General features: G+C 39.2%; 17 protein-coding genes and 1 riboswitch. Of the genes, 13 read left to right on the top strand and 4 right to left on the bottom strand.

Annotated elements, in window-relative coordinates; genetic code table 11:
- The first annotated feature begins 231 nt into the window (after window positions 1–231).
- From Q0954_RS04330 to Q0954_RS04350, 5 genes are all read left to right on the top strand, one after another.
- Window positions 232–1,662: a hypothetical protein gene (locus tag Q0954_RS04330; protein ID WP_045112920.1), complete on the top strand. Its 1,431-nt coding sequence runs from the start codon at window positions 232–234 to the stop codon at window positions 1,660–1,662.
- Window positions 1,663–1,923: 261 nt separating this feature from the next.
- Complete coding sequence (gene gcvH / locus Q0954_RS04335) at window positions 1,924–2,307, top strand: glycine cleavage system protein GcvH (RefSeq protein ID WP_002693929.1); 384 nt, start codon at window positions 1,924–1,926, stop codon at window positions 2,305–2,307.
- Between the two features lie 203 nt (window positions 2,308–2,510).
- Window positions 2,511–2,807 carry a VanZ family protein gene (locus tag Q0954_RS04340; RefSeq protein WP_366916707.1) on the top strand — a complete coding sequence of 99 codons (297 nt, stop codon included), beginning with the start codon at window positions 2,511–2,513 and terminating at the stop codon, window positions 2,805–2,807.
- Window positions 2,808–2,909: 102 nt separating this feature from the next.
- Complete coding sequence (locus tag Q0954_RS04345) at window positions 2,910–3,599, top strand: energy transducer TonB (RefSeq protein ID WP_299454114.1); 690 nt, start codon at window positions 2,910–2,912, stop codon at window positions 3,597–3,599.
- Window positions 3,600–4,045: 446 nt separating this feature from the next.
- Window positions 4,046–4,735, top strand: coding sequence for an energy transducer TonB (locus Q0954_RS04350; protein WP_299454116.1), 690 nt, complete (start codon window positions 4,046–4,048; stop codon window positions 4,733–4,735).
- 192 nt (window positions 4,736–4,927) lie between these two features.
- On the opposite strand, the gene murB is transcribed toward Q0954_RS04350, so the two are convergent.
- Entirely contained in the window at window positions 4,928–5,944 is a 1,017-nt protein-coding gene (gene murB / locus Q0954_RS04355; protein ID WP_299454119.1) for a UDP-N-acetylmuramate dehydrogenase, read from the bottom strand.
- The gene (locus tag Q0954_RS04360) at window positions 5,944–7,479 is read right to left on the bottom strand and encodes a leucine-rich repeat domain-containing protein (RefSeq protein ID WP_299454122.1); all 1,536 of its coding nucleotides are present in this window, start codon (window positions 7,477–7,479) and stop codon (window positions 5,944–5,946) included. The genes murB and Q0954_RS04360 overlap by 1 nt, the downstream gene beginning before the upstream one ends.
- 210 nt (window positions 7,480–7,689) lie before the next feature.
- Between Q0954_RS04360 and Q0954_RS04365 the strand changes: the two genes are divergently transcribed.
- The 8 genes from Q0954_RS04365 to Q0954_RS04400 all read left to right on the top strand — a co-directional run bounded on the left by Q0954_RS04365 (window position 7,690) and on the right by Q0954_RS04400 (window position 16,445).
- On the top strand, window positions 7,690–8,748 hold the full coding sequence (locus Q0954_RS04365) for a class I fructose-bisphosphate aldolase (RefSeq protein ID WP_299454124.1): 1,059 nt from the start codon (window positions 7,690–7,692) through the stop codon (window positions 8,746–8,748).
- Between the two features lie 232 nt (window positions 8,749–8,980).
- A riboswitch (cobalamin riboswitch) is annotated at window positions 8,981–9,173 on the top strand.
- Between the two features lie 152 nt (window positions 9,174–9,325).
- On the top strand, window positions 9,326–9,736 hold the full coding sequence (locus Q0954_RS04370) for an acyl-CoA thioesterase (RefSeq protein ID WP_299454127.1): 411 nt from the start codon (window positions 9,326–9,328) through the stop codon (window positions 9,734–9,736).
- 617 nt (window positions 9,737–10,353) lie between these two features.
- Complete coding sequence (gene accD / locus Q0954_RS04375) at window positions 10,354–11,196, top strand: acetyl-CoA carboxylase, carboxyltransferase subunit beta (RefSeq protein WP_299454130.1); 843 nt, start codon at window positions 10,354–10,356, stop codon at window positions 11,194–11,196.
- A 130-nt stretch (window positions 11,197–11,326) separates the two neighbouring features.
- Window positions 11,327–11,812: a DUF6265 family protein gene (locus tag Q0954_RS04380; RefSeq protein WP_299454133.1), complete on the top strand. Its 486-nt coding sequence runs from the start codon at window positions 11,327–11,329 to the stop codon at window positions 11,810–11,812.
- A 977-nt stretch (window positions 11,813–12,789) separates the two neighbouring features.
- Entirely contained in the window at window positions 12,790–13,878 is a 1,089-nt protein-coding gene (locus Q0954_RS04385; RefSeq protein WP_299454136.1) for a hypothetical protein, read from the top strand.
- Between the two features lie 480 nt (window positions 13,879–14,358).
- A complete protein-coding gene (locus Q0954_RS04390; protein WP_299454139.1) occupies window positions 14,359–14,535 on the top strand; it encodes a hypothetical protein in 177 nt (58 codons plus the stop codon).
- Window positions 14,536–14,812: 277 nt separating this feature from the next.
- Window positions 14,813–15,388, top strand: coding sequence for a Crp/Fnr family transcriptional regulator (locus Q0954_RS04395; protein ID WP_299454142.1), 576 nt, complete (start codon window positions 14,813–14,815; stop codon window positions 15,386–15,388).
- Between the two features lie 112 nt (window positions 15,389–15,500).
- A complete protein-coding gene (locus tag Q0954_RS04400) occupies window positions 15,501–16,445 on the top strand; it encodes an NAD(P)-dependent alcohol dehydrogenase (RefSeq protein ID WP_299454145.1) in 945 nt (314 codons plus the stop codon).
- Window positions 16,446–16,509: 64 nt separating this feature from the next.
- Here the strand turns inward: Q0954_RS04400 and Q0954_RS04405 are convergent, their stop codons facing one another.
- A complete protein-coding gene (locus Q0954_RS04405) occupies window positions 16,510–22,002 on the bottom strand; it encodes an alpha-2-macroglobulin (RefSeq protein ID WP_299454148.1) in 5,493 nt (1,830 codons plus the stop codon).
- 1,137 nt (window positions 22,003–23,139) lie between these two features.
- Complete coding sequence (locus tag Q0954_RS04410) at window positions 23,140–23,703, bottom strand: hypothetical protein (RefSeq protein ID WP_299454151.1); 564 nt, start codon at window positions 23,701–23,703, stop codon at window positions 23,140–23,142.
- Between the last annotated feature and the right edge of the window lie 243 nt (window positions 23,704–23,946).

Raw genomic sequence — 23,946 nt, forward strand, 5'->3', positions numbered from 1 at the left:
ACGTTTTATGCTTTGAGAGCAAAAATTAAATTTTTGATTTCAGGCGAGGCGTGTAAGGCGAAGTTTAGCAGGGCTAAATGAGTGTTTACACAACGAAGCATTGTAATCAAAAAGCTAGTTTTGAATCATTTGGAGAACCGCAGCCCTTTAGGGCAAGCTCAGCGAAGCTAAACCTTAAACAAGTTCATAGTTAAACAATCATTGCCAACACTTCGCATCAAACAAAACTCTATGGACAGAATAATAAGCACCAAAGAAAAAGCCCTCAGTATAAACCTTGACCCCGCAAAGTACGGATCATTTGCAGAAATTGGGGCTGGTCAGGAAACCGCTGCCATATTTTTCAAAGCTGGTGCTGCCTCCCAAACAGTTGCCAAAACTATGTCGGCTTACGACATGAAATTTAGTGATGCTATCTATGGAGCAGAAGAAAGTGGGCGTTATGTGTGTGAACCACGTTTGCTACGCATGATTGAAAAAGAATATGGTCTGCTTGAAGAGCGTCTAGGAGAAATTAGAGGCGAAAAATCCTCTTTCTTTGCCTTTGCCAACACAGTAGTAGCGCTTAACTACCACAAAACCAACGTGGGGCACGGTTGGTTAGGCATTCGTTATCAGCTTCGCCCCGAAACCCCTCCCAACGATATCGTAATTCACGTATTTATGCGCGACAACGACACCCTTGCCCAACAACAAGCTTTTGGTGTCATTGGTACCAACCTTATTTATGGCGCTTTTAATTATTATGATGCCCCCGAAATTTTATTACAGTCTTTGTTGGACAACCTGGGCAGAGACCGGGTAGAAGTAGACATGATTCGTATGTCTGGTCCTGATTTTAAGCGCATAGACAACCGCTTGCTTACCCTACAGTTAGTAAAAAATGGACTGACTAATGCCGCCATGTTTGGTCCTGACGGCTCGGTAAATCAAGTATCTGACTTTATATACAAAAAAAATATCTTGGTGCTGAGAGGGCGTTTTCGTCCACCTACCAACGTAAACCTGGACATGCTACAGTGTGGACTTGAGCAGTTTAAACAAGAAGATGATGTAGACGAAAACAAGCTCATTGTATTGACGGAACTTACCCTGCACGATTTGATGATGGGTAAAAAAGACATTGATTACCGTGATTTTCTTGATCGGGTAGACATTTTATGTTCATTGGGACAACATGTGCTTATCTCCAATTATCAAGAGTACTACCGCCTAGTATCTTATTTATCTCATTTTAACCGTGGACGAAAGATCGGTATCATTCTGGGTATATATGTACTGGAGCTTATTTTTGATGAAAAATACTATGAGAATCTCGCGGGTGGAATTTTAGAGTCTTTCAGTACACTTTTTAGCCGCAATGTAAAGCTTTATGTATACCCGGCATATATGCGCGATATGCCTGACGAGCTTTATACTTGCGCCAACTTTGACTTGTCGCCTCATTTAATGGATTTATACGAATATTTGATTGTAAACGACAAAATAGAAGATATTGCAGACTTTGAAAAAGATAGCCTTAAAATCATCTCAGACAATGTGCTCAACATGATTAAACAAAGTACCCCTGGCTGGGAAAAAATGGTTCCTGAAGCTGTTGCCAAAGCCATTGTATCTAAACGGTTGTTTGGGTACAAACCCAACGAGGTAGAAGCGAAATAAGCTTTGTTTACTTTTTTAAAAAATAAAAGGTGGTTTTTTAATTAAAAGCCACCTTTTATTTTACCCTATCTCTACTCACCCTCCTTTTAATAGCATTTTAGCCTTGCTCCTAAGATACATGGCAATTCTTAAAGCTTATTTTGATTTTTTAGCAAAAACACTTTTATTGCAAAATCAAATCCTAGAACAAGATTTGAAAAACTGTTAAACAACTCATAATTAACAGGTTACATATCTATCATTATTTAAATCATTACCTTTATGAATTTTCCGGATAATCTAAAATACACCAAAGAGCACGAATGGATCAGGTTGGAAGAGGACAACACTGCTGTGATAGGTATTACAGCACACGCTCAAAGTGAACTGGGAGATGTTGTGTATGTAGAGATAGAAACTGAAGGCGAAGAACTGGAAAAAGACGCTGTTTTTGGTACGGTCGAAGCAGTAAAAACAGTGGCAGACTTGTATTTGCCTGCTGAAGGTACTGTGCTTGAAGTAAACGAAAAGTTAGCTGATACTCCGGAACTGGTAAACCAAGATCCTTATGGAGAGGGTTGGATGATCAAAATGAAGTTTGCTAACATAGCAGATGCCGAAGAACTTTTGTCTGTTACAGACTACAAAGCACTTGTGGAGGCTTAGGCTTAACTAAAACAACATTACTCCAAATTGCCTGAGTCATAAAATAAATAAAGTTGGTTTATTTATGACTCAGCCTTTGTACATACCAACGCAATGGACATTGCCACGCCAACTTAACCTCGATTATGTTTCTCCGATACAATTTATATACCATCACCTGGGCCCTCATCATGCTATTGCTCACTATTGCTTCCAAAGATAGCATGCCATCCATGAATCAATGGGACTTGTTAAGTTTCGACAAGTTTGCCCACTTTTCTCAATTTTGTATCTTGATCTTTTTGATGATTGTTGGCTTTCATAAACAACACACATTTACATCACTTAGGTTCTACCCTTTCCGTACATCTATGGGTATAGGTATAGGTTACTCAATAATGCTTGAAATAGTGCAATTACTGGCAAACACCGGACGAAGTTTCGACTCAGCCGATGCTATGGCAAATATTCTTGGGTGTTTTGGTGGGTTGTTGATTTTTTATTTGATATATAAAATTTAAACTAAGAATTTAGTTTTTTAAAAAAAGACTTACTATCTTTGTTATATATTACAGAATGTTTAAAACTAATTGAAAAGAATTTATATAAATAAAGTTTGAATTATGGAGTTAAAAAAGAACCCCAGTGCTGATATCGGACGCAATAAGTTGCTGTTCTTTAGTATTGGGCTTGCTGTAACAATGCTATTTATCGTTGTTTCTTTTGAGTGGAGAGTATATGATTCTATCACCAAGGTAGAGTTTAAAGATGATGGCGAAGATTTTGAAGAGCAAATTGAAATTCCTATTACAGAGATGCCACCTCCTCCCCCACCTGTATTACAACAGCCAGAGGTAATCGAGGTACCTGATGAAGAAAAAATTGACGAAGAAATCGAAGTAAACCTGGACGTAGAATTTAAAGAAGAGGCGCCCCCTCCTCCTCCGGTAAAAGTTGATCTACCTCCTCCTCCTCCTCCTGTGGTAGAGAAAGAAGAAAAAATATTTATGATTGTAGAAGATCAAGCAATGCCAAAGGGTGGCTTGAAAAAATTCTACAAATACATTGGAAAAAACCTTAAATACCCATCACAAGCGCGTCGTATGGGAGTAGAAGGTAAAGTATACATCCAATTTGTAGTAGAAAAGGATGGAAGTATTACCGATATAAAAATACTAAAAGGTATTGGCTCTGGTTGTGACGAAGAAGCTATTCGTGTATTGAAAAATGCACCTAAATGGAAGCCAGGTAAGCAACGTGGTGTTCCAGTAAGAGTTCGCCGTTCTATCCCTATTGTATTTAAATTACAATAGTCTACCTAGAAAATAAAACTTAACAATAAGTTCAAACCCCGACTAGATCTAGTCGGGGTTTTTTATTTCGAAACAAATGCAACCCTTGAAGTTTCTTTGGTGTCTATAGAATAAAGTAAGATAAAATAACTCAAAACAATATCTCTGTATAATACAAATTAGGTGTTTCTGCTTTTTACTTCATCCAACCTATAAAAACTGAATGTTAAAAAAATATTAAATCATTTAAAAAGCATTCATATTTCTTCAAAAATTTCAATAAAACACCTAAGTTTGCCCTGTATTTACATGCTTTAGTACAATTCACTTTTATTCTTATGTAAATGCATCTAATAGTAAATATTTTACGTAAGTATTTAAGGAGATATAACTTCAAACAATACTATATGATCTAAAATTACTCACTGAATTTTTGTTGTACTTACAATTTTTAAAAAATTGAAATAATGGAACTTAAAAAAAATCCAAAAGCCGATATAGGACGACGTAGGTGGTTTTTCTTTAGTATTGGGCTTGCTGTAACAATGCTGTTTGTCGTTGTTTCTTTCGAATGGAAAATCTATGACTCTATTACTAAAGTAGAGTTCAAAGACAATGAAGAAGATTTTGAAGAACAAATAGAAATCCCCATTACAGAGATGCCTCCCCCTCCTCCTCCTGTGTTACAACAACCAGAGGTAGTAGAGGTACCTGATGAAGAAAAAATTGACGAAGAAATAGAAGTAAACCTGGACGTAGAATTCAAAGAAGAGGCGCCCCCTCCTCCTCCAGTAAAAGTAGAACTTCCTCCTCCTCCTCCACCTGTAGTAGAGAAAGAAGAGAAAATCTTTATGATTGTAGAAGAACGCGCTACACCAAAAGGCGGGATGAAGGCTTTTTATAAGTATGTAGGAAGCAAACTCAAATACCCTAGTAAAGCTCGCAAAATGGGCATTGAAGGCCGAGTAGTAATAGAGTGTGTAGTAGACAAAGACGGCAGTCTGAGCGATTTTCAGATAAAGAAGGGCATTGGTGGCGGTTGCGATGAAGAAGCTATCAGAGTACTCAAAGGAGCTCCTAAATGGAACCCAGCCAAACAAAGAGGGCAAGCCGTAAAGTACCGTATGTATGTACCCATCGCATTTAAACTTGGATAACAAAATTAGACATTCAACATATAAAAAAAGCCTGTTTCTAACGAGACAGGCTTTTTTTTGGCTTGTATTCATCTTCAGGTTTAGCAAAACCAGATAAATTACAAGCACTTAAAAATAAATAACTTATAGTTGCTGGTAGAACATGGCTAACTGGAAGCTTATCGCTTGAGACTTGTACCTTTAACCAATGATTTATATAATATTAATTTCTGGCTGAATGGTAATGCCAAACTTTTGTAAAACGGATTGCTGAATATCTACTGATAATTGGCGTATTTGACTGCCCTCTCCCCCTCCATAATTAACCAATACCAAAGCCTGGCGGGTATGCACGCCAATGTCTCCAACACGTTTACCTTTCCAGCCGCTTTGCTCTATTAGCCACCCTGCTGGTACTTTTACCTGGTTGTTAGCCACCGGATAGCCTACAATATGAGGAAAAGCTTGTTTGAGTTGCTCAAATTGAGCTAAAGGTATAGTGGGGTTTTTAAAAAAGCTTCCTGCATTCCCAATCTTGGCAGGATCGGGTAGTTTGCTCGACCGAATCTGACAAACGGCATCACTAATTGCCTGTATGCTTAATTCTTTGACTTGGTTGGTTTGCAAAACCTCTTGAATAGCACCATAACTGGTATTAAACGCTGGCTTTTTGGAGAGCTTTAGGATAATACCAGTGATTACAAATTGATCTTTGTAAATGTTTTTAAATACGCTTTCGCGGTACCCAAACTTGCACTCTTCATTGGTAAAAACCTTGAGTACCCCTGTACTACGCTCTACTGCCTGCACTGTCTCCAGTACCTGCTTTATCTCTACGCCATACGCTCCAATGTTTTGCATGGGGGCTGCCCCTACTGTTCCAGGTATCAGCGAGAGGTTTTCAATTCCTCCATACCCTTTTTGCACACAATGCATTACCAAATCGTGCCATACTTCACCGGCCGCAGCTTCCAGCCAAACATTTGAATCATCTTCCCGCAGGAGACTGATCCCCTTAAGCTTTATTTTAACTACCAACCCTTCAAAGTCACGGGTAAACAACACATTACTCCCTCCACCCAATATCAACAATGGCGTGGGGTTTTGTTGTTGTTCCTTTAGTAAGGTTTGTAAATCAGAAAGTTGGTGAACCTCTACAAATTGTTGGGCTTTTACATCTATGCCAAAAGTATTATGAGGCTTAAGTGATACCTCAGGTTGTATATGCATTAAAATCCTATTCTAACGTGGGAAAGCTGTTTTCTAATGTGAGCTTTTTGTTCATTAGTGAATCCATTACGTTTCATTGTAAATATTTTCAGGTTGAGCAAAGCTCCCATATTAGGGGGCAATTTAGCCAATTGATTATTATCAAGGTATAACTCTCTTAAGTTTTTTAGGCGAGTAATGCCAAATGGCAAAGTACGCAAACGATTATGCGACAATACCAATATACGCAATGAACGAAGGTCAGAGATTTTGTTGGGCAAACTGGTAATTTGATTTCGGCTGGCATCGAGGTAATAGAGTTCTTCGAGCCCCCATAGTTCAGAGGGTATTTCGGTCAATAGGTTGCCACTAATTGCCAGACTTTTGAGCTGGGTAAGTTCTGCCAACTCTACAGGCAATAATGAGATTTGGTTCTGAGAGGCGTAAATACGCTCTATTTTTTTGAGCTGACTAATGCTTTTGGGTAAAGTTTGTAAATTATTTTTTCTCACCCAGATAGACTTCAACGAAGCCATGTTGCCAAGGCTGGCAGGCAACAATTCCAGGCGATTGTTGCTCAACTGCAAGGTAGGTAACCGGGTAAGATTGCCTATGCTTTCGGGCAGAGAACGTAGAAGGTTATGATGCAGGCTCAATACTTTGAGTTGGCTCAATTTACCAATATCGTTGGGCAGCTCTAGCAACTGGTTATGTTCAAGTTTTACTACCTGCAACTGAACAAGAGATGTCAGTTCTTTGGGCAATTGCGTGATCTTGTTTTCATTTAAGTACAAACGACGCAACTGGGATAAAGCGCCTATTTTTTCAGGTAGTTTGGTTAGGTTGTTTTGCTGCAAAAAAAGCGAAGTAAGCTTTTTTAAACTTCCTAAGTTATCAGGTGTTTTAGTCAAACGATTGCGGCTTATATCAAGCGATTGCAGGTTTTTATATTTGCCCAATGAGACACTTTCCAATTGGTTTTTCCCCAACCCCAAGTTTTCTAGTTTTCGCAAACTACTGAAGCTCGCCGGAAGCTGTTTTAACTGATTGCCATACGCCTCAAATACACGCATCTTTCTAAGCTTTCCTATATTTTCGGGCAATTCTTTGAGCTTATTGTTGGCAATATTCAGCTGGGTAAGGTTACGCAAACGAACAAACTTGCCAGGCAAATCAACCAATGAGTTACGCTGAATGTCCAACACTTCAAGTGACTTTAAACTGTCTATGCCTTGAGGCAAATGTTTGATGTTATTATTATACAAGCGGAGTATTTTCAATTTTTTTAATTGAAAAAGCACTTTAGGAAAAGCTGTCAATTGATTATTCCCTAAGTTAAGTTCTTCCAGGTTTTTGAGCAATACAATATTTTGAGGGATTTTTTTTAGCCTTTGGCTACTTAGGTTGAGCCGTTGTACTTTACTTTTATTCTGAAGAGCTTGGTCAAGGTTACTGTAAAACGGTTGGGTAAGGGCTATTTTTTTTTGAGCAGAAGCAGAAAATCTTCCACAGTAGAACAACAAAATCAATATAACGAAGCAGCGTAAAGTAGACATGTGAGTATGCAAGTTAGAAATGAGATTTTAAAAAGATATACGAAAATACAATTGATAAGATATTGCATACTATTGAAATTTAAGAAGAAACTTTATCAAAAACCAGATAAAATATCTGTCTCAAAGCAAGCTAATAGCTTTTTGTTTCAACTTTTCATGATATATTTGCCAACTTTGGATAGATCACAAAAACTCCTAAAAAATAAAGTAATGACATACGACGAAATTGTAAGTTTACTGGGTAAAGAAAACGAAGACTTGTTTACTCACGAAAGTAAAACTATCTCAAAAGACATGTTGCACAAAACCAGTGGCAATGTGGTAGATGATCAATTTATAAATTCTAACCGTAATCCACAGGTTTTAAAAAGTATTGCGTCTTTGTACAACCACGGGCGTTTAGGAGGTACAGGATACCTGTCTATCTTACCTATCGACCAAGGCATTGAACATACGGGTGGTGCTTCTTTTGCTCCTAACCCAATTTATTTTGACCCTGAGCATATCATCAAATTGGCTATAGAAGGCGGCTGCAATGGAGTGGCTACTACGTATGGAAACCTTGCAATGATGTCACGAAAGTATGCACACAAGATTCCTTTTGTAGTAAAAATTAACCATAACGAATTACTCACTTACCCATCTAAGTTTGACCAAATTATGTTTGGGTCTATCCGTGAAGCCTGGAACTTAGGCGCAACTGCGGTAGGTGCCACGATCTACTTTGGTTCTGAAGAATCGTCTCGTCAGATTGTAGAAGTAGCTCAAGCGTTCGAAGAAGCACACTCTTTGGGTATGGCTACTATATTGTGGTGTTACACTCGTAACTCTTCGTTTAAGAAAGATGGCATTGACTACCACGTAGCCGCTGACTTAACCGGGCAAGCAAACCACTTGGGAGTAACCATTCAGGCAGATGTTATCAAACAAAAGCTTCCTGAGAACAACGAAGGGTTTACAACAATTAACTTCAGTAAGTCTCACCCAAAAATGTACAGTGACCTTGCTTCTGACAACCCTATTGACTTGTGTCGTTATCAAGTGGCTAACTGCTACATGGGACGTATTGGGCTTATCAACTCTGGTGGGGCGTCTGGTGGAGACAGCGACAAGGCTGATGCAGTAAAAACCGCTGTGATCAATAAACGTGCTGGTGGAAGCGGCTTGATCTTAGGACGTAAGGCTTTCCAAAGACCTGTAGCCGAAGGAGTAGACATTTTGAATGCTGTTCAGGATGTGTACTTAGAAGATAAAATTACATTGGCCTAAGAGCTTAACAAGTAAAACCACCTCTCACTAACAAATTCATAATACGTTTAAAATAAGCATACTATGAATTTATTAGCTACCTATAGAATAGGGAGTAGCACCGATATTCATCGGTATCTAAGGACTTGCGACTTGTCGCTTAAAGCTTGTCCCTGTTGGAGCTTTTAACCACCATGGTTTTACTCAATTCTTATTTTTAGTTTCCGCAGTATTCAATGCTGCGGATTCTTTTTTTCAACACACTTTACAAGGTTTTGCTAAGGCAAACGAAAAGGGAAGCTGGTGAAAAACCAGCACTGTACCCGCAACTGTAAGCTGTAAAAGCTCTTTTTTGCACATAATGCCACTGTAGGTATACGTATTTATGGGAAGGCGCAAAGAGTATGCAGTGAGTCAGTAGACCTGCCTTGTAATAGTTAGTATACTTAACTTTCGGGAGCTAGAGTTGGGTGTAAGGCGTTTGGAAAGATAGCTATGGAATTGCCTTTTGTATAAGGTAAATTCATAGCCTTGCTGCGCTTTGCCCTCCTTGTAACTCTCTCCTGAAAGATGGTTTTACCCCAAATAATCATTTAAAATGGATAAAAATTTAACAAAACGTATCGAAGAATCAGAAACGCATATATTCAAGGCGGTTTTTCCGAATACAACCAATCACTATGACACTCTGTTTGGGGGCACTGCCTTACAACTCATGGACGAAGTAGCGTTTATTACAGCTACTCGGTTTACCCGCCTCAAGGTAGTAACGGTAAGTTCTGACCGGGTTGATTTTAAACAGCCTATTCCGGCAGGCTCATTCATAGAACTAATAGGTAAGGTAGTCAAGGTAGGCAATACCAGTCTGGGGGTGCAAGTAGATATTTTTTTGGAACACATGTACGAAGAAACCCGACAACGAGCCATTTCGGGTAATTTTACATTTGTGGCCATTGATGAAAACAGGCATCCATTAACTATCCGGGAAAATTTACCTAAAACAAAATAATTATTAGTACTCTACCCAGCTTTTTTTAAAAACATTATCCTCGCCTCAGTTGCGTGTTTTCACCAATTGATAAATCCCGCTGTATGGGAGCGATCGAAACCCTAAAACAAGTCGTTTTTTGGGTACCGATATTTATTGGCATCTAAGGATTTGTGGGTGGTTTGATTTGTGAGGACACAAATCAGGGCGAAAAATAGTAGGGTAGAGTAAATTATTAGTATAAGCTACAAATACAATATCTTGGAAGATAGGGGGTATACCACACATTTTTTGGGTGAACAATCTTACATAACTTTCATAAATTGATTATTTACGTTTAAATTTGGCGACTAATTTTAAGTCGGTTACATAAAAAACAAAAACCTGATAACAACGGGTTTATTTATAAAACTTTATAAGTCAGTTATTTACATTTAAAATTTGGTGAAACGGGCATCTTTTAACTTTAACAAAGATCAATGCCTACACCTGTTTTCAGATATTAGTAGCAGGTAATAAATGCTCTGAAAAAAGAGTGTTTGATGCATCAGACCAGTCATAGCATAAGGTTTTTATATAAGGGTAGATACCCTCCTGTGCTTGTACCTCTGACCACTTGTTACCCAAAAAACAAACATATGGCTTGGTATAAAAGAGAAAAAAAAGGGATTATTACACCTACCTCAGCAAAAAAAGAAACTCCTGAGGGGCACTGGTACAAATGTCCAAAATGTAAAAACGTAATGAACTCGCGCGATCACAAGCAAAATGCTTATACTTGCATAGAGTGTAATTTTCACGCCAGAATAGGCTCGAAAGAATATTTTGAGGTGTTTTTTGACAAAAATGAATTCACCGAGTTGGACGCAAATATGATGTCTGGCGATCCGCTTAATTTTTCAGACACCAAGACTTACCCTACACGTATTCAACAGTCACAATATAAGTCTGGATTGAAAGATGCCGTAAGAACTGGTCATGGGAAAATGAAGGGGGAAAATATTGTATTGGCAGTCATGGATTTTGGCTTTATTGGAGGATCAATGGGCTCGGTTGTTGGTGAAAAAATATCAAGAGCTATAGATTTTGCCCGTGAGAAAAAATATCCTTTGATTGTAGTATCTAAATCGGGGGGCGCCCGCATGATGGAGGCAGGGTACTCGTTGATGCAAATGGCCAAAACATCGGCTAAGCTTGCTTTGCTTGCCGAAGCCAAAGTTCCCTATATATCATTGCTTACTGACCCTACCACTGGTGGAGTATCGGCTTCTTTTTCTATGCTAGGCGACTTTAACATTGCCGAACCAGAGGCTTTGATTGGTTTTGCTGGTCCGCGTATTATTAGAGAAACCATAGGCAGAGACTTGCCTGAAGGGTTTCAAACTTCAGAATATTTACTTGAGCACGGTTTTCTTGATTTTATCATAGATAGAACCGAAATGAAAAATAAATTGGCGGGTTTGATTAAAATGCTGAAATAACCTGCTTTTTATACATTACAATAAGATGCCTGTAACGCTTTTGATGTTACAGGCATTTTTATTTTGAGACTTTTGCCCTTGATAGTTGCGTGTGGAGGGTTAAAATAATAACACTTAAATATTATCAAAAATGAGATGGATTAGTCAATGGCTGGCTACAGGTTGTCTGGTATTCATTACCCTATCCTTTGGGTATGGTCAAATACCTAATAATTTGCCTACTGATAAGTTTTTCAACCAAATAGTGGGTACTTGGAAACTCAACAATCGCCCCGTGCTAGAACAATGGACACAGGCTACGTCGGGCTCCTTTCAGGCAAGGGTGCTAGACCTAAGCAAAGGTGACAGTACCCTTACTGAAACCATCAAGGTAGTAAAAGATAAAGGGCAAGTTTGTTTTGTGGCAAAAGTATTGGAGCAAAACGATGGTAAACCAATTAAGTTTAGGTTAGCTAAAAAACGTAAAAAAAAGGTTATATTCATCAATGAAAAACACGACTTTCCTCAAAAGATTGAATATCGCCTGAAAAGCACCCAAACGTTACAAGTGCAAATAAGTGGTGTAGTAAGGAAGAAGGTCAGAAAAATAACCTTTGTATACCAACGAATAAAATAATGCAAATAAGTGTAGATAATAAGGCGTGGTTCTTTACCAGTGCTGGGTGTTCGGTATGTACTGCCCTCAAACCCAAAATAGCCCAACTGATAAGCACACATTATCCTAAGGAACATGTTCAAAATAAGTGTCGAGATTGAGGGCGTATACTCGAGGCTGGCTGAGGCACTTTTAGCCTTTGGCAGAGCTCAGCGCAGCAAAGCTGCAGCTATCGGTTTACAGTCGTAGCCATAGCTACGGCGAAAAAAGCTCGCAGTCCCGGCGGAACTGCCGGGGTAACGAAAGTCAGTAAAGAGGAGATGTTCTAAACCGGACAGCTTCAAAGTCCCGATTTCTTATCGGGGTTATTGTTGAGGGCTACGCCCGAAATCCCGTTTACGGGACGATCACGTTCCTAAACTTGAATGGCAGGAAATAAACACAACAAGTGCCCCTGAACTTGCTGCGCAATATAGTGTATTTACAGTACCTGTATTTATTTTGCTCTTAGAAGGCAAAGAATATATAAGGCTTATTCGGTCTTTTTCATTAGATAAAGTCAGAGAAAAAACAGACCGGGTATACAGGTGGCTATTTGACGAATAAACTATTAATTAAAAGCTAGTTAGGCAAACATTTTGCGCATACGATTTTTATCATTGGGGTTGTTTTAAACTTTGCCAAACCAGTGCCTGTTGCATCAAGAGCATATACATAATTTTGGCAAAATAGCCTCTTGGGAATGGTACCAAAATAAATTTACATTCTTAATCTCATCTTTTGAGGCTATACTTTGTTAAAAAATAGCCGAATAGCGATGCTATTAGCCGATTTTTTGCCGCGTCTAGCAACAAAATATTTTATTAAACTATAGAAATTTATTTTTACACCATTCCTTGTGTTATTTGGGTATGCTTTATTTTTACAGAAATTACTAAGATTTTTGATTATAAAACAATAGCCGGTACGGCTTCATCAATCATTCGGTCATAAAATATATGGAACATCATATCTACAAAAAGAAAGAATTAGTAAAAGGTGGTTTTTTGAAAAATCTGCTTGGACAAAAAGTAAAAGAGAATGCCTTGATTGAGATCAATAACCTTTTGGCTGAAAAAGAACTCACCAGCATCACTGTAGACGAAGTTCAAAATATTGCGGCCAAATACAAGGTAAACCTTGAAGGTGAGTTTAATAATGATGTATTGGTGTTTTACACCGATTATCTCAGAAGCTGCCTGGATGACAAATATTTATCGGAGGAAGAACTGGCTGACCTAAAGCATCTTAAGTTTATTTTAGGCATTAACGACAAAGAAGTAGATATTATACATAGCCAACTTGCTGGTGAAATTTATAAAGTAGAGGTGGAGAAAGCCATTGAAGATGGTATGCTGGATGATGACGAAAAGCAATTGATGGAAAAACTACAGAATGATTTAAAACTACCTGCAGATGTTGCCGAAAAAATATACCAAACCAGCGGACAAGAACTATTGAGTAATTTTATGAATAATGCGCTTTCTGACGAGATGTTATCGCCAGAAGAAGAAGCTGAATTGCAAAAAATTGCTCAAAACCTCAACGCTGAGGTAAAACTAGACTCTTCTACCCGTGCCAACCTTGACAAATACAAGCTGTTTTGGCAAATAGAAAATGATGAGATTCCAGAGTTGGAAGTAAATATTGGCTTGCCTCGCAAAGAGAAGTGTTACTTTCAGACTAAAGCCGACTGGTTAGAAAATGCCATCCACCCCGACATTGATCATAGTACCCGGTCGGGGCTTAGAATCAAAATTGCGAAAGGTGATTACTGGAGAAATATCCACAAACAGGAAAAGACCCTGCACAAAAAGGAGTGGAACCATATAGACAGTGGGCAGCTTTATCTGACCAATAAGAAAATCATTTTTAAAGGTGCCAAAGGTGATAAAATTATTTTACTCAATCGTATTACCGAGTTTGAAGTATATGTCAATGGTGTATTTCTGGAAAAGGAGAAAGGCATCAACCCCTTTTTAAACTTTGGTGCCAATACCGATATATTTGCTATGCTGCTCGGCAAAGCCATCAGTCAACTCGATTGATACATTTTTCAGAAAAAACAAGACAAGGTTGTATATTTCACGTTGAATATACAACCTTTTTTTATAGGGCTCGTAGTTTATATATTTGCACTTTACCAATAAAAAAGTATATTTTTCAAATTCACCCCTTATTTAATCTTTTATCTCTTCTTGCGCTTGTAACTTTTTCATACCTAAAACCAAGGTTTTTCCACCCCCAAACAAGCTTTTCCCCCTCCTTCTTAACAATAATAAAATGCTGTAAATCAACACATTAAGTATTTTCCCTTGCTATATTTGAGGGTAAATACTCAGATAAAAGTGTCTGACAATATTGCTCAAACAACCTGTAAGGTTTTGGCAAATCTTGAAAATATAATATTTAATTTGTCAAAAAAACTTAGTGCAAAATGTTTTTAAACAAAATCCAAAAAAATCAAGTTATTTTTTTGTACTACATTGCCGTTAATAATAACAACAAAAACCAATTATATAAATTATATGAATCAGGAAAATCGCAAAAAAAACTTTATTAGTCAGTTGATTAAAATGGAAAATGCCTCATTAGCAGGTAAAACCCGAAACTACAATGAGGAAGTAGCCAAAGAAACCACCAACGAAATAAGCCAGGAATGGTATGATGTGTTGGGCGGACAACTTGACAATAACGATTTGTAATTTTTACAGCATACTGCATAACTTCAGCTAATAAGTTTATCAAAAGAAACACATATTTTTTATTCCTCCTTTATTTACCCATAATTGAAGTTGCAAATTTGCTAATAAAAAAATACCCAATTATATTAGATTCAAATAGAAACCAGAAGCATTGATTTGCTTCTGGTTTTTTGTTTTTATGGGTAAGTAGCTGCAAGCCTTGGAAACCAATATATAAACAAGGTAAAACTCACTCATTATACACAAATCAACCCTACTTTTTATACCATCAAAGTATATGAACAATTTGGTTTTTAAACAGGCTTTACAGCAATACTTCACGCCTACCTCAAGCGAGTGGGAGCACATACAAGACAAATTATCATTTAGAAGCCTGGCAAAAGATGAATGCCTGATTGAGCAAGGGGAAGTTTGCCGTCAATTGACTTTTATCACCCAAGGGATGATTCGCTACTGTCAGTATGATTATGACAACAATGAGCACACTACTTGTTTTGCCTGGGAAAACTTCTTTTGTGCCCCTTTCTCAAGCTTCATTCATAGTACTCCCTCCTTTGAAAGCCTCATTGCGCTTGAAAATACTCATTTAATAGAAATCAACAAAGTAGATTTTTTTGCTTTGGTAGAAACGATTCCTGGTATAAACCTGGTATACCGCAAAGTACTTGAGGCGGCTTATTTATTGACCGAAAAACACAATTACATACTACAAAACTACCCGGCAGCTGAACGCTACCAAACCTTGGTGATGCAAGACCACCCCACGCTTTTGCAAAGGGTTCCCCTTAAGTATATTGCATCTTACCTGGGCATCAACCCAGAAACCCTGAGCAGGGTAAGACGAAAAATTTAAGGGTTTTCTCCTCCCCTGTTTCATTTGTTGACTTTTGTCAAGTGTGGTTTGTGAAAGTGGTCGCTACTTTTGTAACCAAATATATCGCACCACCAAAAACACTTGATACCTTATGAAAGGACTCACTTTAGAAAGTAAACATCTTAGACTAAGAGAAGATTTATCTTTGCCTGTACCCAACGCCCACGAGTTGTTGGTAAAAGTAATGTATGCTACGGTAAACCCCACTGATGCTGATACGGTGGCAGGCAACCACGCCTTATTAGCAAAGCTACTGGGCGCCAAACGTCATTTAGTAAATACCGGGCTAGAGTTTTCGGGTATTGTACAGAAGTCGGGGAAACGCTTCAAACAAGGAGACCGAATTTTTGGTTATGTAGACCTACTGAAAGGTATCAAAACTCATCAGGAATATATTTGTATTGCTGAAGATTTTGTGGCTTTGATGCCTGCTCAACTAAGTTTTGAAGAAAGCGCGGCGATGCCACTGGGTGCTTTAACCAGCCTCATAGCTTTGCAAGACTTGGGGCAAGTAAGCAAGGGTAGCAAAGTATTAATCAACGGAGCATCGGGAGGGCTGGGAGTATATGCCATACAAATCGCCCGGTTGCTAGGGGCAAATGTTACGGCCGTAGCAGGCACCAACACCGAAGCTTTTTTAAGCAACCTTGGCGCCAACCAAGTGATCAACTACCAACAACAGCCACTTAAGAGCCTCCAACATAAGTTTGACCTGATATTAGACCTGAGTACCTTGGTCAAATACCCGCAAATAAAGCACTTGCTGCACAAACACGGCAAATTTATACCTGCCAATCCTTTTAATAATCTTCCTTATTTTATTGGCAATGCCTTTAGAAACAAAAAAGTAAAATACTTGATGGTAGAAAATGGGGACAGTGAAAAACTCGCCTTAATTAGTAGTTGGGCAGCACAAGGCAAATTACGCCCGGTAGTAGATAGTGTTTTTTCTTTGGCAGATTATGCTCAAGCCTTTCGGCGAATTGGTGAAAAAGGCAGGAGAGGACGAGTAGTGATGCAAATGAGTGAAGAGTAAATCAAAAAAAAGAGGCTTCGTTTACCAAAGCCTCCTTTTTTATTCAAAAATCTATATTGCTACACTATCCCTCATCACTACCCCGTGCTACAATTTTAATGGTACCACTGCCATTGTACGAATACAAGGCTCCATTATACATCGCATCAGCGCTTACAGGTCCCATGGTAAAGTTTCCTTGAGACACTGCCCTTACCAAATAATAAAAAGTTTTGGTTTTGCGCGAAGCCGTTGTAAATAAATTGATTCTATCATCACGAATATCAAAATAATCGGGGTTACTGGCTTTTTTGATCCAGCTTACCGCAGGTGATGAAGAGGTCAGACGAGGGTTTTCTATTTCAAAACCAGCCGGAAGCATATCAGTCACCGCCACGTTTTTCACATTAGAGCCATCAACAGTCGCCACGGTTACTTTTACTACTACCAAATCATTTTGCCTAAACACCTTGTCTTTAATCAAGTTACCCTCACGGTCATAAAATTGTTTACGCACTTTGATTACATTGTCTTGGTCTTCTACTTTGCCAGTAGCACTTAGCCCCTTCATTTGCCAGAAATAGTACAAACTGCCTGAACCTGTAGCCCTTATATTCAATGCTTTGTTGGCAATGTTTTGAGTAACTGTAAGGTCTTGCCCGGCAAACGTACCTACACGGCTACCTCCGGCGGTCACCTCTGCCTGTACATTACCTTTATTGGCGGTAGCCAACTTGCCCAATGCCAATAGAGAAAAGGCGCTTTCCTGAGTATTGAGGTAACGGGCTGAACGTACTTGCTGCCCCAAACGACGCGCCAGTGAAGCAACTTGTGGGTTTTGAGGGTCGACCTCCACCAAGGCGTTCAAAGCCAGCGCTTGATCGCGTATATAAGAATAAAAGCTCCCGTCTAAGGCTTGTTCGGCTTTTTCACCACTAAAGCTTTTAGGCAACAATACTTTGTAGTTGATTTGATCGCCCAATACAAAATAAGCGCTTGCTAACAAATATTTTGAGTCTAGTGACAACAACTTGGCGTTTTCTTTATAGAAGTTCATCGTCGATACATCAGCTTTTTTGGCAAGTGCCAACACATACAAAGAATAAATAGCTTCGCGTTTGGCTATAGTTTTGAGCTTGCGGGCACCTGTGTTGTCAGTATAATAGTAGCGTACCCGGTTGCGACTATAGTAGGCATCAGTACTAGTTTTAGATTTACGCGCCAGGTAAGTATACATCCTATTGAGCATACTGGTATTTACATTGTAGCCCAGCTTTTTAGCTTCCAGCAAAAAATGAGTGGCGTAAGCAGTTCCCCACCAGCTTGCGTAATTGCCTCCTGGCCAATAACTCAAAGCACCATTGTACATTTGCATAGATTGTAACCTCAAGATCCCTTCTTGTATGTTCTCTTTGATCTGTTTGCTATAGGTAGCATCAAACCCTCTGGTTTTGGGCATCAATACCTTCATGAGGTTTTGGGCATACAGCTGAGGAAAAACCGAAGAGGTGGTTTGCTCTACACAACCATGCGGATACTGAATAAGGTAATCCAAACTTTTGGCAAACTGTATCAAAGGCGATTTACTCAATACCAATTTGGCTTGAGCAGTAGAAGGTAACAACCCTTTTTTCAAGCTCAACGACTGATTGGTGCCTGCGGTTACCACCCCACTGCCACTGCTCTTGATCAATCCGCTTGAGGCTCGAATGTTTATCGATTGTTTTTCGCTAAACATACGCCCCATGGCATTGACAACCACTTCTACTTTGGCGCTATCTATTACCTTGGCCGCCTGTACTTCAAACATGATTTGCTTTTCACTATTGGCAGCCAGTGTTACATTGGCACTGTTTCGCCCAATTACCTTAAGGTTAGGAGTAGTACGCAATTGTACCGAAGCAGGCGAAGCTTTGTCTGTAGTATTGGTAAGCGTTACAGGCATTTTGAGCTGATCGCCAGGGCTCAGAAAACGGGGCAATGCTGTAGATATTACTACAGGATCGGCTACAATCATATTTTTTTGGGCTGCTCCAAAAGCACTGCCTTTATAAGCCACTGCCATTAAACGCAAACTACCTGAAAACTGGGGAATGTTAATGGTATAAGTAGCCTCTCCTTGTGCATTGGTTTTGAGAATACCACTCCAGAAACTCACCAACTTAATGCGTTTGTTTACCATCGGGTTGGTGCGTTCATCGGCCAGCGACCCACCACCACCTGAGCTACTGCGACGAATGAAGAGTTCGGGAAATAACTGGGGGTATAAATCATACGCGTTGACTTCAAGGGCTCTTTTTTGGAAGAAATAATTGAGTGGATTGGGCGAACGGTAACGCTTCATCTGTAAAATACCTTCATCTACCACTGCCAGGGTTACCTGAACATCGGCTTCGGCACGGTTGGTTTTTACTTTGATCGTTTGTTTTTGTTTCGATTCGGTTTTTTCTACGGCATCTATGCTTACCTGTAGGCGGTTTTCGGGGCGTGTCACCTTCAAAGGAGCAAACCCATGGGCTACCGTCAATGGAATGGCACCATCGCTCAATGGCTTGATCAAGGTAGCCGTAATGTATACATTGGGCTGATAAGCTTCTGTCACGGGAATAGTGACTGAGGCAGATTTTTTATCAGTATCTACATAAAAGTGCTTGTATACTTGATTACGCTCTACGGTTACCAGCATACGCCCTTTAAACGGAGTAGTAAACAATACTTTAGCCTGGTCGCCCACATTGTATTCTTTTTTATCCAGGGTAATGCCGATCTTGCCATCTTTGTCTACCTCAAACGACGCATTGTCGGTAGTACCGTACTGGTAAGCATAAAACGACTGTGATACATAAAAATCACTCTTTGGTAACTTTACCCGTACCTCATACTCTCCTGAATAGTTGGGGGTAAAGTTAAAAGGAGCCGCTACTCCTCCATTGAAAGAAACCGTGTTTTCTTGTAATATCTTAGGCTTACGACGTGAAACATAACGCGTTCCGCTGTAGGTTTTCTCAAGCACTGTTTGCCAGCGATAACGGATAATTTGCACCTTGGCAGTGGCATTTACCGGGTTGCCTTTTTTGTTTACTGCCACCAGTTGTATGGGCAGCGAAGACCTGGTGTTTACATAGTAATCAAATTTTTTGATTCCCAAAAACGTACTTTGAGTAAACACATCAAAGGTTTTCATACGGCTTACCTGCCTTCCGGTCTCGTCGAACACAGTAGCGAATACTTTGCCCTGTAGCACTCCTTGATTCACGTATTCAGCAGGTATTTTAAAGCTTTCCTTGATCAAGCCTTTCGTATCAGTCTTACCCTCCCGGCGTTCGGTTTTCAAATAATCAGTAGAATATACTCGCTTATCATCGCCCGAACGAATGGCAAAATTATAGTCTCTATATTTTGGTGCATTTGGTCGAAACGACTTGCGTTGCAAGTAAAAACTCAAGTCATAGTTACGGTTAGCCGCAGGGGGACCAAACAAGTTCAAGGCTTCTACCTTTACCTGTACTCTATCACCATTTTTAACGTCTTTTTTCCAGATATTTTTAAATTCATGGTCTACCAAATCCAGCTTTACCTTGATACGGTCAGGCATAAACTCTTCTATACTAATGCGCTTAGAAGTAAGCAATATGCCAGTAGCCGAATACACTTCGGCATTGTAGGTACCCGTAATCGCCGAAGCGGGCAACTTAATAGAAGCCGCAAAAGCCCCATGTTTGTCAAGTACTCCCCGCATAGTAGTAAAATCTTTGCCATTGGGTAGTAATAACTTAAATTTTACCGGGATTTGCCCTGGTGTTTTCCATTGCTGGTCTCGCACAATTGTATTTAAGTGGATGGTTTCGCCAGGACGATACAGGTTGCGTTCGCCGTAAAGAAAAGCCTGGTAACCCGATTTATTCTCACGAATTCCCCCGATGTCAAAAGCAGAACGCTCTACTGAGGTTTGATTGAAATGAAGGTAATTGAAATCTTTGCCATAACGTGCCGTAATCATTCGCACGCTTGCCTGGGGAAACTTTTCTTTGATTTTAGCAAACTTTGCTACCCCGTTAGCATCAGTAGTAGCCTTATAAAAAGGTTGGTTGCTTTTGCTAATCAAGCTTACAGCCACTCCTTTTAGTGGTTTGGCATTCATGATAGAATTGGCAAAAACCAGCACATCTTCTTTGGTATGTTTTACTATAAAGCCAATGTCTGACACTGACACAATTTTGTTGCTATTGAGCCACTGTTTTTCGGTAGAAGCTACCTTTACCGCATAAATACCCTTAAAGTTATTGGCTTTGTCCAAGTCAAGGTTTAACACATGCATGCCATTGGTTTGCGGCAACGACCTGGTGTCATATTCCTGATCAAGGACTGCGTCGCCATAGCTGCTGTAATTGGTATAATAACTAGACGCATTGTCTTTTACTGAGCCACGTTCAGTAACAAATCGCTGAATATTATTTTCATAAATTTTATATACCGTCACTTTTACTTTAGGCACATTTACTATGCGAATACCAATGTTTTTGTTACCCTTGCTCGACAAGTAAAGCCCTTTTTTAGCCACAAAACTAATGTAGGGCGACAAGCTGCCAAACTGTACCACTTGCTCATGCGCCTCGGCAAGTTTGCCCCCAAAAACACCTCTTATATTGTCAGACAGTGTAATCGTGTAGCTTTTGTTGGCTTTAAAATTTCCTTTAATCAAAAATCCATGATCCAGCATTTTTACCTGATATACTACCGAAGGCTTAATTTTCAGGTTATTCAACACCTCTAGTTCTTCTATCGCCTGGTTGGTTTGTACCCGAATATAAGGAACGTTGTTTTCATACGTAGCCTTGGCGTTTACAATCTCAAGGTTACGCTTATTGGGCGTGCTTACTTTATGTACCATTGGTTTTGTGGTTACATAAGGGCTTTCGGCACAACGCAAACCGGGAGCAATGGTCAAGTCTATCTGACTGGCCCCGGTATTTTGCAAGCCAGCTTCATCAACGACGATTTGGGCGGTTTTAGATATATCATCGTTCACTACCCGAAAGCTCTGGATTTGCTTGCCACCCGACTTGATGCTTAAAAGATTTTTAATGGATTGGGGCTTTATCTTGTAGTTAAAATTCAGGTTTATCCTCAATTGCTTTGTACGACGGTTGTCTTGTGCCCAGTACACGTCTGAATCTTTCAGGTTGAGGTAAGGAGTATGAAAAACAATGCTGCTTGTTTTGTTTACATCAGGTACTTTATTAGGGGCAGCCTTTACCAAAGCATCTTGTAATACTGCTTTGTAATCGGTGCTAGGTTGAAAACCTTTGACGGGGGAAAAAATCAACTCATTTTTCGACACCCATTTAAATTTTCCTTTCACCTTAGGGGTAAAGGTCAAATAACTTGTCGTATCCCAAACGTTCAATTTATTATCTGCCACTAAGTCCTGACTAAAGGTAAACTTCAGGTTTTGCTGAGTAGCTACCTCTTCCTTAAAGTCAGTTTTCTGGACTTCGACCAGATTTTTTGAACATTGGGTAAAAATGACCACACTTAGTAGTAAGGTCAATGTTTGTATCCAGGTAGTTTTTTTCATAATGTGTTAAAAATTAATAGGTATTTTGATTGTAGGTATCATTGTATTAGCACAACGTGTAAAACAGGGGGCTGATGTAAGGTTTATACTAAAAAAACTTAAAGGTATACTAAGATGAAAGTGATTACCTGCGGTGAGCTCGTCACAGCAAGCTGCCCCGATGAGTCGGGATTTATAAATAGACTCGGTTTTAGGATTTACAGGATTAGCTGAAACTGAGCTCAGCACAGCAAAGCTGTAGCTTCGGTTAATTAATGTTGGTATTCAAGCAATTAGTCAAAATCCATCCTCAAAACCATTTTTGTTTAAGTATAATACCTTGTAGATTTTTTTCTGGAATGCAACCTTTCCCCTTATTCATTGTCTTACTCATGAACCCGATCATCATTGCTCAACACTTAGTAAGTGTTGGCTTCATACACTCAACAAAACTACTAAAAACATATCCAATGTTCAAAGTTTGTTTTCAATAAATAAAACATTGATTATCAACACATTAAACTCTAACATTCTTATTGTTAAATAAATTACAATTTTATTAACATTCCTTTAACAGTATTACATAGAACCTTTTTATACCCAGTAGCGTATTAGGGTTATACAAAAGCAACAAAAAATATTGAAATAAATCACGGGTTAGTTTAGATTCCACAGATACCTTGAAGATTGTTGATCTCAAGGTATTTTTTTTGATTACCAGAAAACAAGACACCTACTCTACCCCAGAAAATACAACAGTAAAAAAAGGCAGGTATATCCATCAAACAAATTAGGCCTTTGGTTCTAACTAACAAATTCATAACCCATTGAAAATAAGATCATTATAAGTATGTTAGTTGCCTATGGGACAAGGTGTGCCTAGAACCTTGTACCTAGTACCTTATCCTCTAAGTAAATGCACTATTTATTTTGGATGAGATTTGTTCTCTGACGAACTTCAAAAACCGATGGCTACAGCTTTGCTGTGCCGAGCTCTGCCAACGGCTAATTGAGCATAGCCATAGCTACGCGATATTTTTTAAGTAAAATCAGGGTATGAATATCGCCAAAATAATGTATCAGGTATTTAGAGGTTGAGGTACTAGTCCCTAGTAGAGGTTATACCAACATCCCGTTTACGGGGAACCTTGTCGGTGCTTAATACTCTTCTTCTTTCAATTCCTCAAAAGAGTTAATCATATCGTGCAAACGAGCGTCATCTTCGCCAGGCTCATCATCTGCCAACCAGGTAGTTATTTGGTAAATATGGGTTTTACCTTCTATATAAGCCACAATCCCCCAGACAGACTCCCATTGATCATCTAGTTTGATCAAGGCACTCATTCCGGCTTGTATGGCATTATGTCCATTGATTTGCTTAGCGAAAGGTTTCCCAAACCGGGCGTTTTTTATAGATACCCCCAACAACTCAGGGTTGTCTGCCAAGGTTTGCAAATGACTAGTCAACAAGGCTTTGCCACTCTCTTTTAAATGGTCGGTCACTGCAATACATTCCCCCCTTTCTTTGTCACGATATAGCATTGCAATGGTATTTGAGTGGTTTGTATATTGCTTCATTCCTCTCGAAATGGAAATACTGTACCTGTTTTCTATTGTTTTGGTCTGGTACGTGCGGTCACCGCCACAACTACTAAGGGTGAAGGTAAACAGGGTATAAAAAGCTATAGGCAGCTTATTCAGGAAACTATTTAAAGTATTCATAAGAAAATCTTATATGCTTTATCAATGGGTTGCCTTGCGACATCCCGCATGTCTTTGTGATTTAGTTGGAGGCAAGTTCTTTGTTTTTTCATAAAAAAGCCAAAAACCGTGTTTACATTTTGTATACACACACAGACAATTCCTTGAATATTATCACCTGAAGTACTCTAAGGAACGGTGTCAAAATAAATTTACATTCTTAACCTCATCTTTTTTGGACATGCTTCGTTAAAAAAACTTGCC

It is taken from the genome of uncultured Microscilla sp. (assembly GCF_947493425.1).
Taxonomy (GTDB): Bacteria; Bacteroidota; Bacteroidia; order Cytophagales; family Microscillaceae; genus Microscilla.

Bases quoted from the DNA above. Each gene is read 5' to 3' on its own strand.
- murB (WP_299454119.1), bottom strand. From the start codon at position 5,944: ATGCATATACAACCTGAGGTATCACTTAAGCCTCATAATACTTTTGGC.
- Q0954_RS04405 (WP_299454148.1), bottom strand. From the start codon at position 22,002: ATGAAAAAAACTACCTGGATACAAACATTGACCTTACTACTAAGTGTG.
- Q0954_RS04345 (WP_299454114.1), top strand. From the start codon at position 2,910: ATGGAGTTAAAAAAGAACCCCAGTGCTGATATCGGACGCAATAAGTTG.
- Q0954_RS04370 (WP_299454127.1), top strand. From the start codon at position 9,326: ATGGATAAAAATTTAACAAAACGTATCGAAGAATCAGAAACGCATATA.
- accD (WP_299454130.1), top strand. From the start codon at position 10,354: ATGGCTTGGTATAAAAGAGAAAAAAAAGGGATTATTACACCTACCTCA.
- Q0954_RS04330 (WP_045112920.1), top strand. From the start codon at position 232: ATGGACAGAATAATAAGCACCAAAGAAAAAGCCCTCAGTATAAACCTT.
- gcvH (WP_002693929.1), top strand. From the start codon at position 1,924: ATGAATTTTCCGGATAATCTAAAATACACCAAAGAGCACGAATGGATC.
- Q0954_RS04385 (WP_299454136.1), top strand. From the start codon at position 12,790: ATGGAACATCATATCTACAAAAAGAAAGAATTAGTAAAAGGTGGTTTT.
- Q0954_RS04350 (WP_299454116.1), top strand. From the start codon at position 4,046: ATGGAACTTAAAAAAAATCCAAAAGCCGATATAGGACGACGTAGGTGG.
- Q0954_RS04390 (WP_299454139.1), top strand. From the start codon at position 14,359: ATGAATCAGGAAAATCGCAAAAAAAACTTTATTAGTCAGTTGATTAAA.
- Q0954_RS04410 (WP_299454151.1), bottom strand. From the start codon at position 23,703: ATGAATACTTTAAATAGTTTCCTGAATAAGCTGCCTATAGCTTTTTAT.
- Q0954_RS04340 (WP_366916707.1), top strand. From the start codon at position 2,511: ATGCCATCCATGAATCAATGGGACTTGTTAAGTTTCGACAAGTTTGCC.
- Q0954_RS04380 (WP_299454133.1), top strand. From the start codon at position 11,327: ATGAGATGGATTAGTCAATGGCTGGCTACAGGTTGTCTGGTATTCATT.
- Q0954_RS04400 (WP_299454145.1), top strand. From the start codon at position 15,501: ATGAAAGGACTCACTTTAGAAAGTAAACATCTTAGACTAAGAGAAGAT.
- Q0954_RS04395 (WP_299454142.1), top strand. From the start codon at position 14,813: ATGAACAATTTGGTTTTTAAACAGGCTTTACAGCAATACTTCACGCCT.
- Q0954_RS04360 (WP_299454122.1), bottom strand. From the start codon at position 7,479: ATGTCTACTTTACGCTGCTTCGTTATATTGATTTTGTTGTTCTACTGT.
- Q0954_RS04365 (WP_299454124.1), top strand. From the start codon at position 7,690: ATGACATACGACGAAATTGTAAGTTTACTGGGTAAAGAAAACGAAGAC.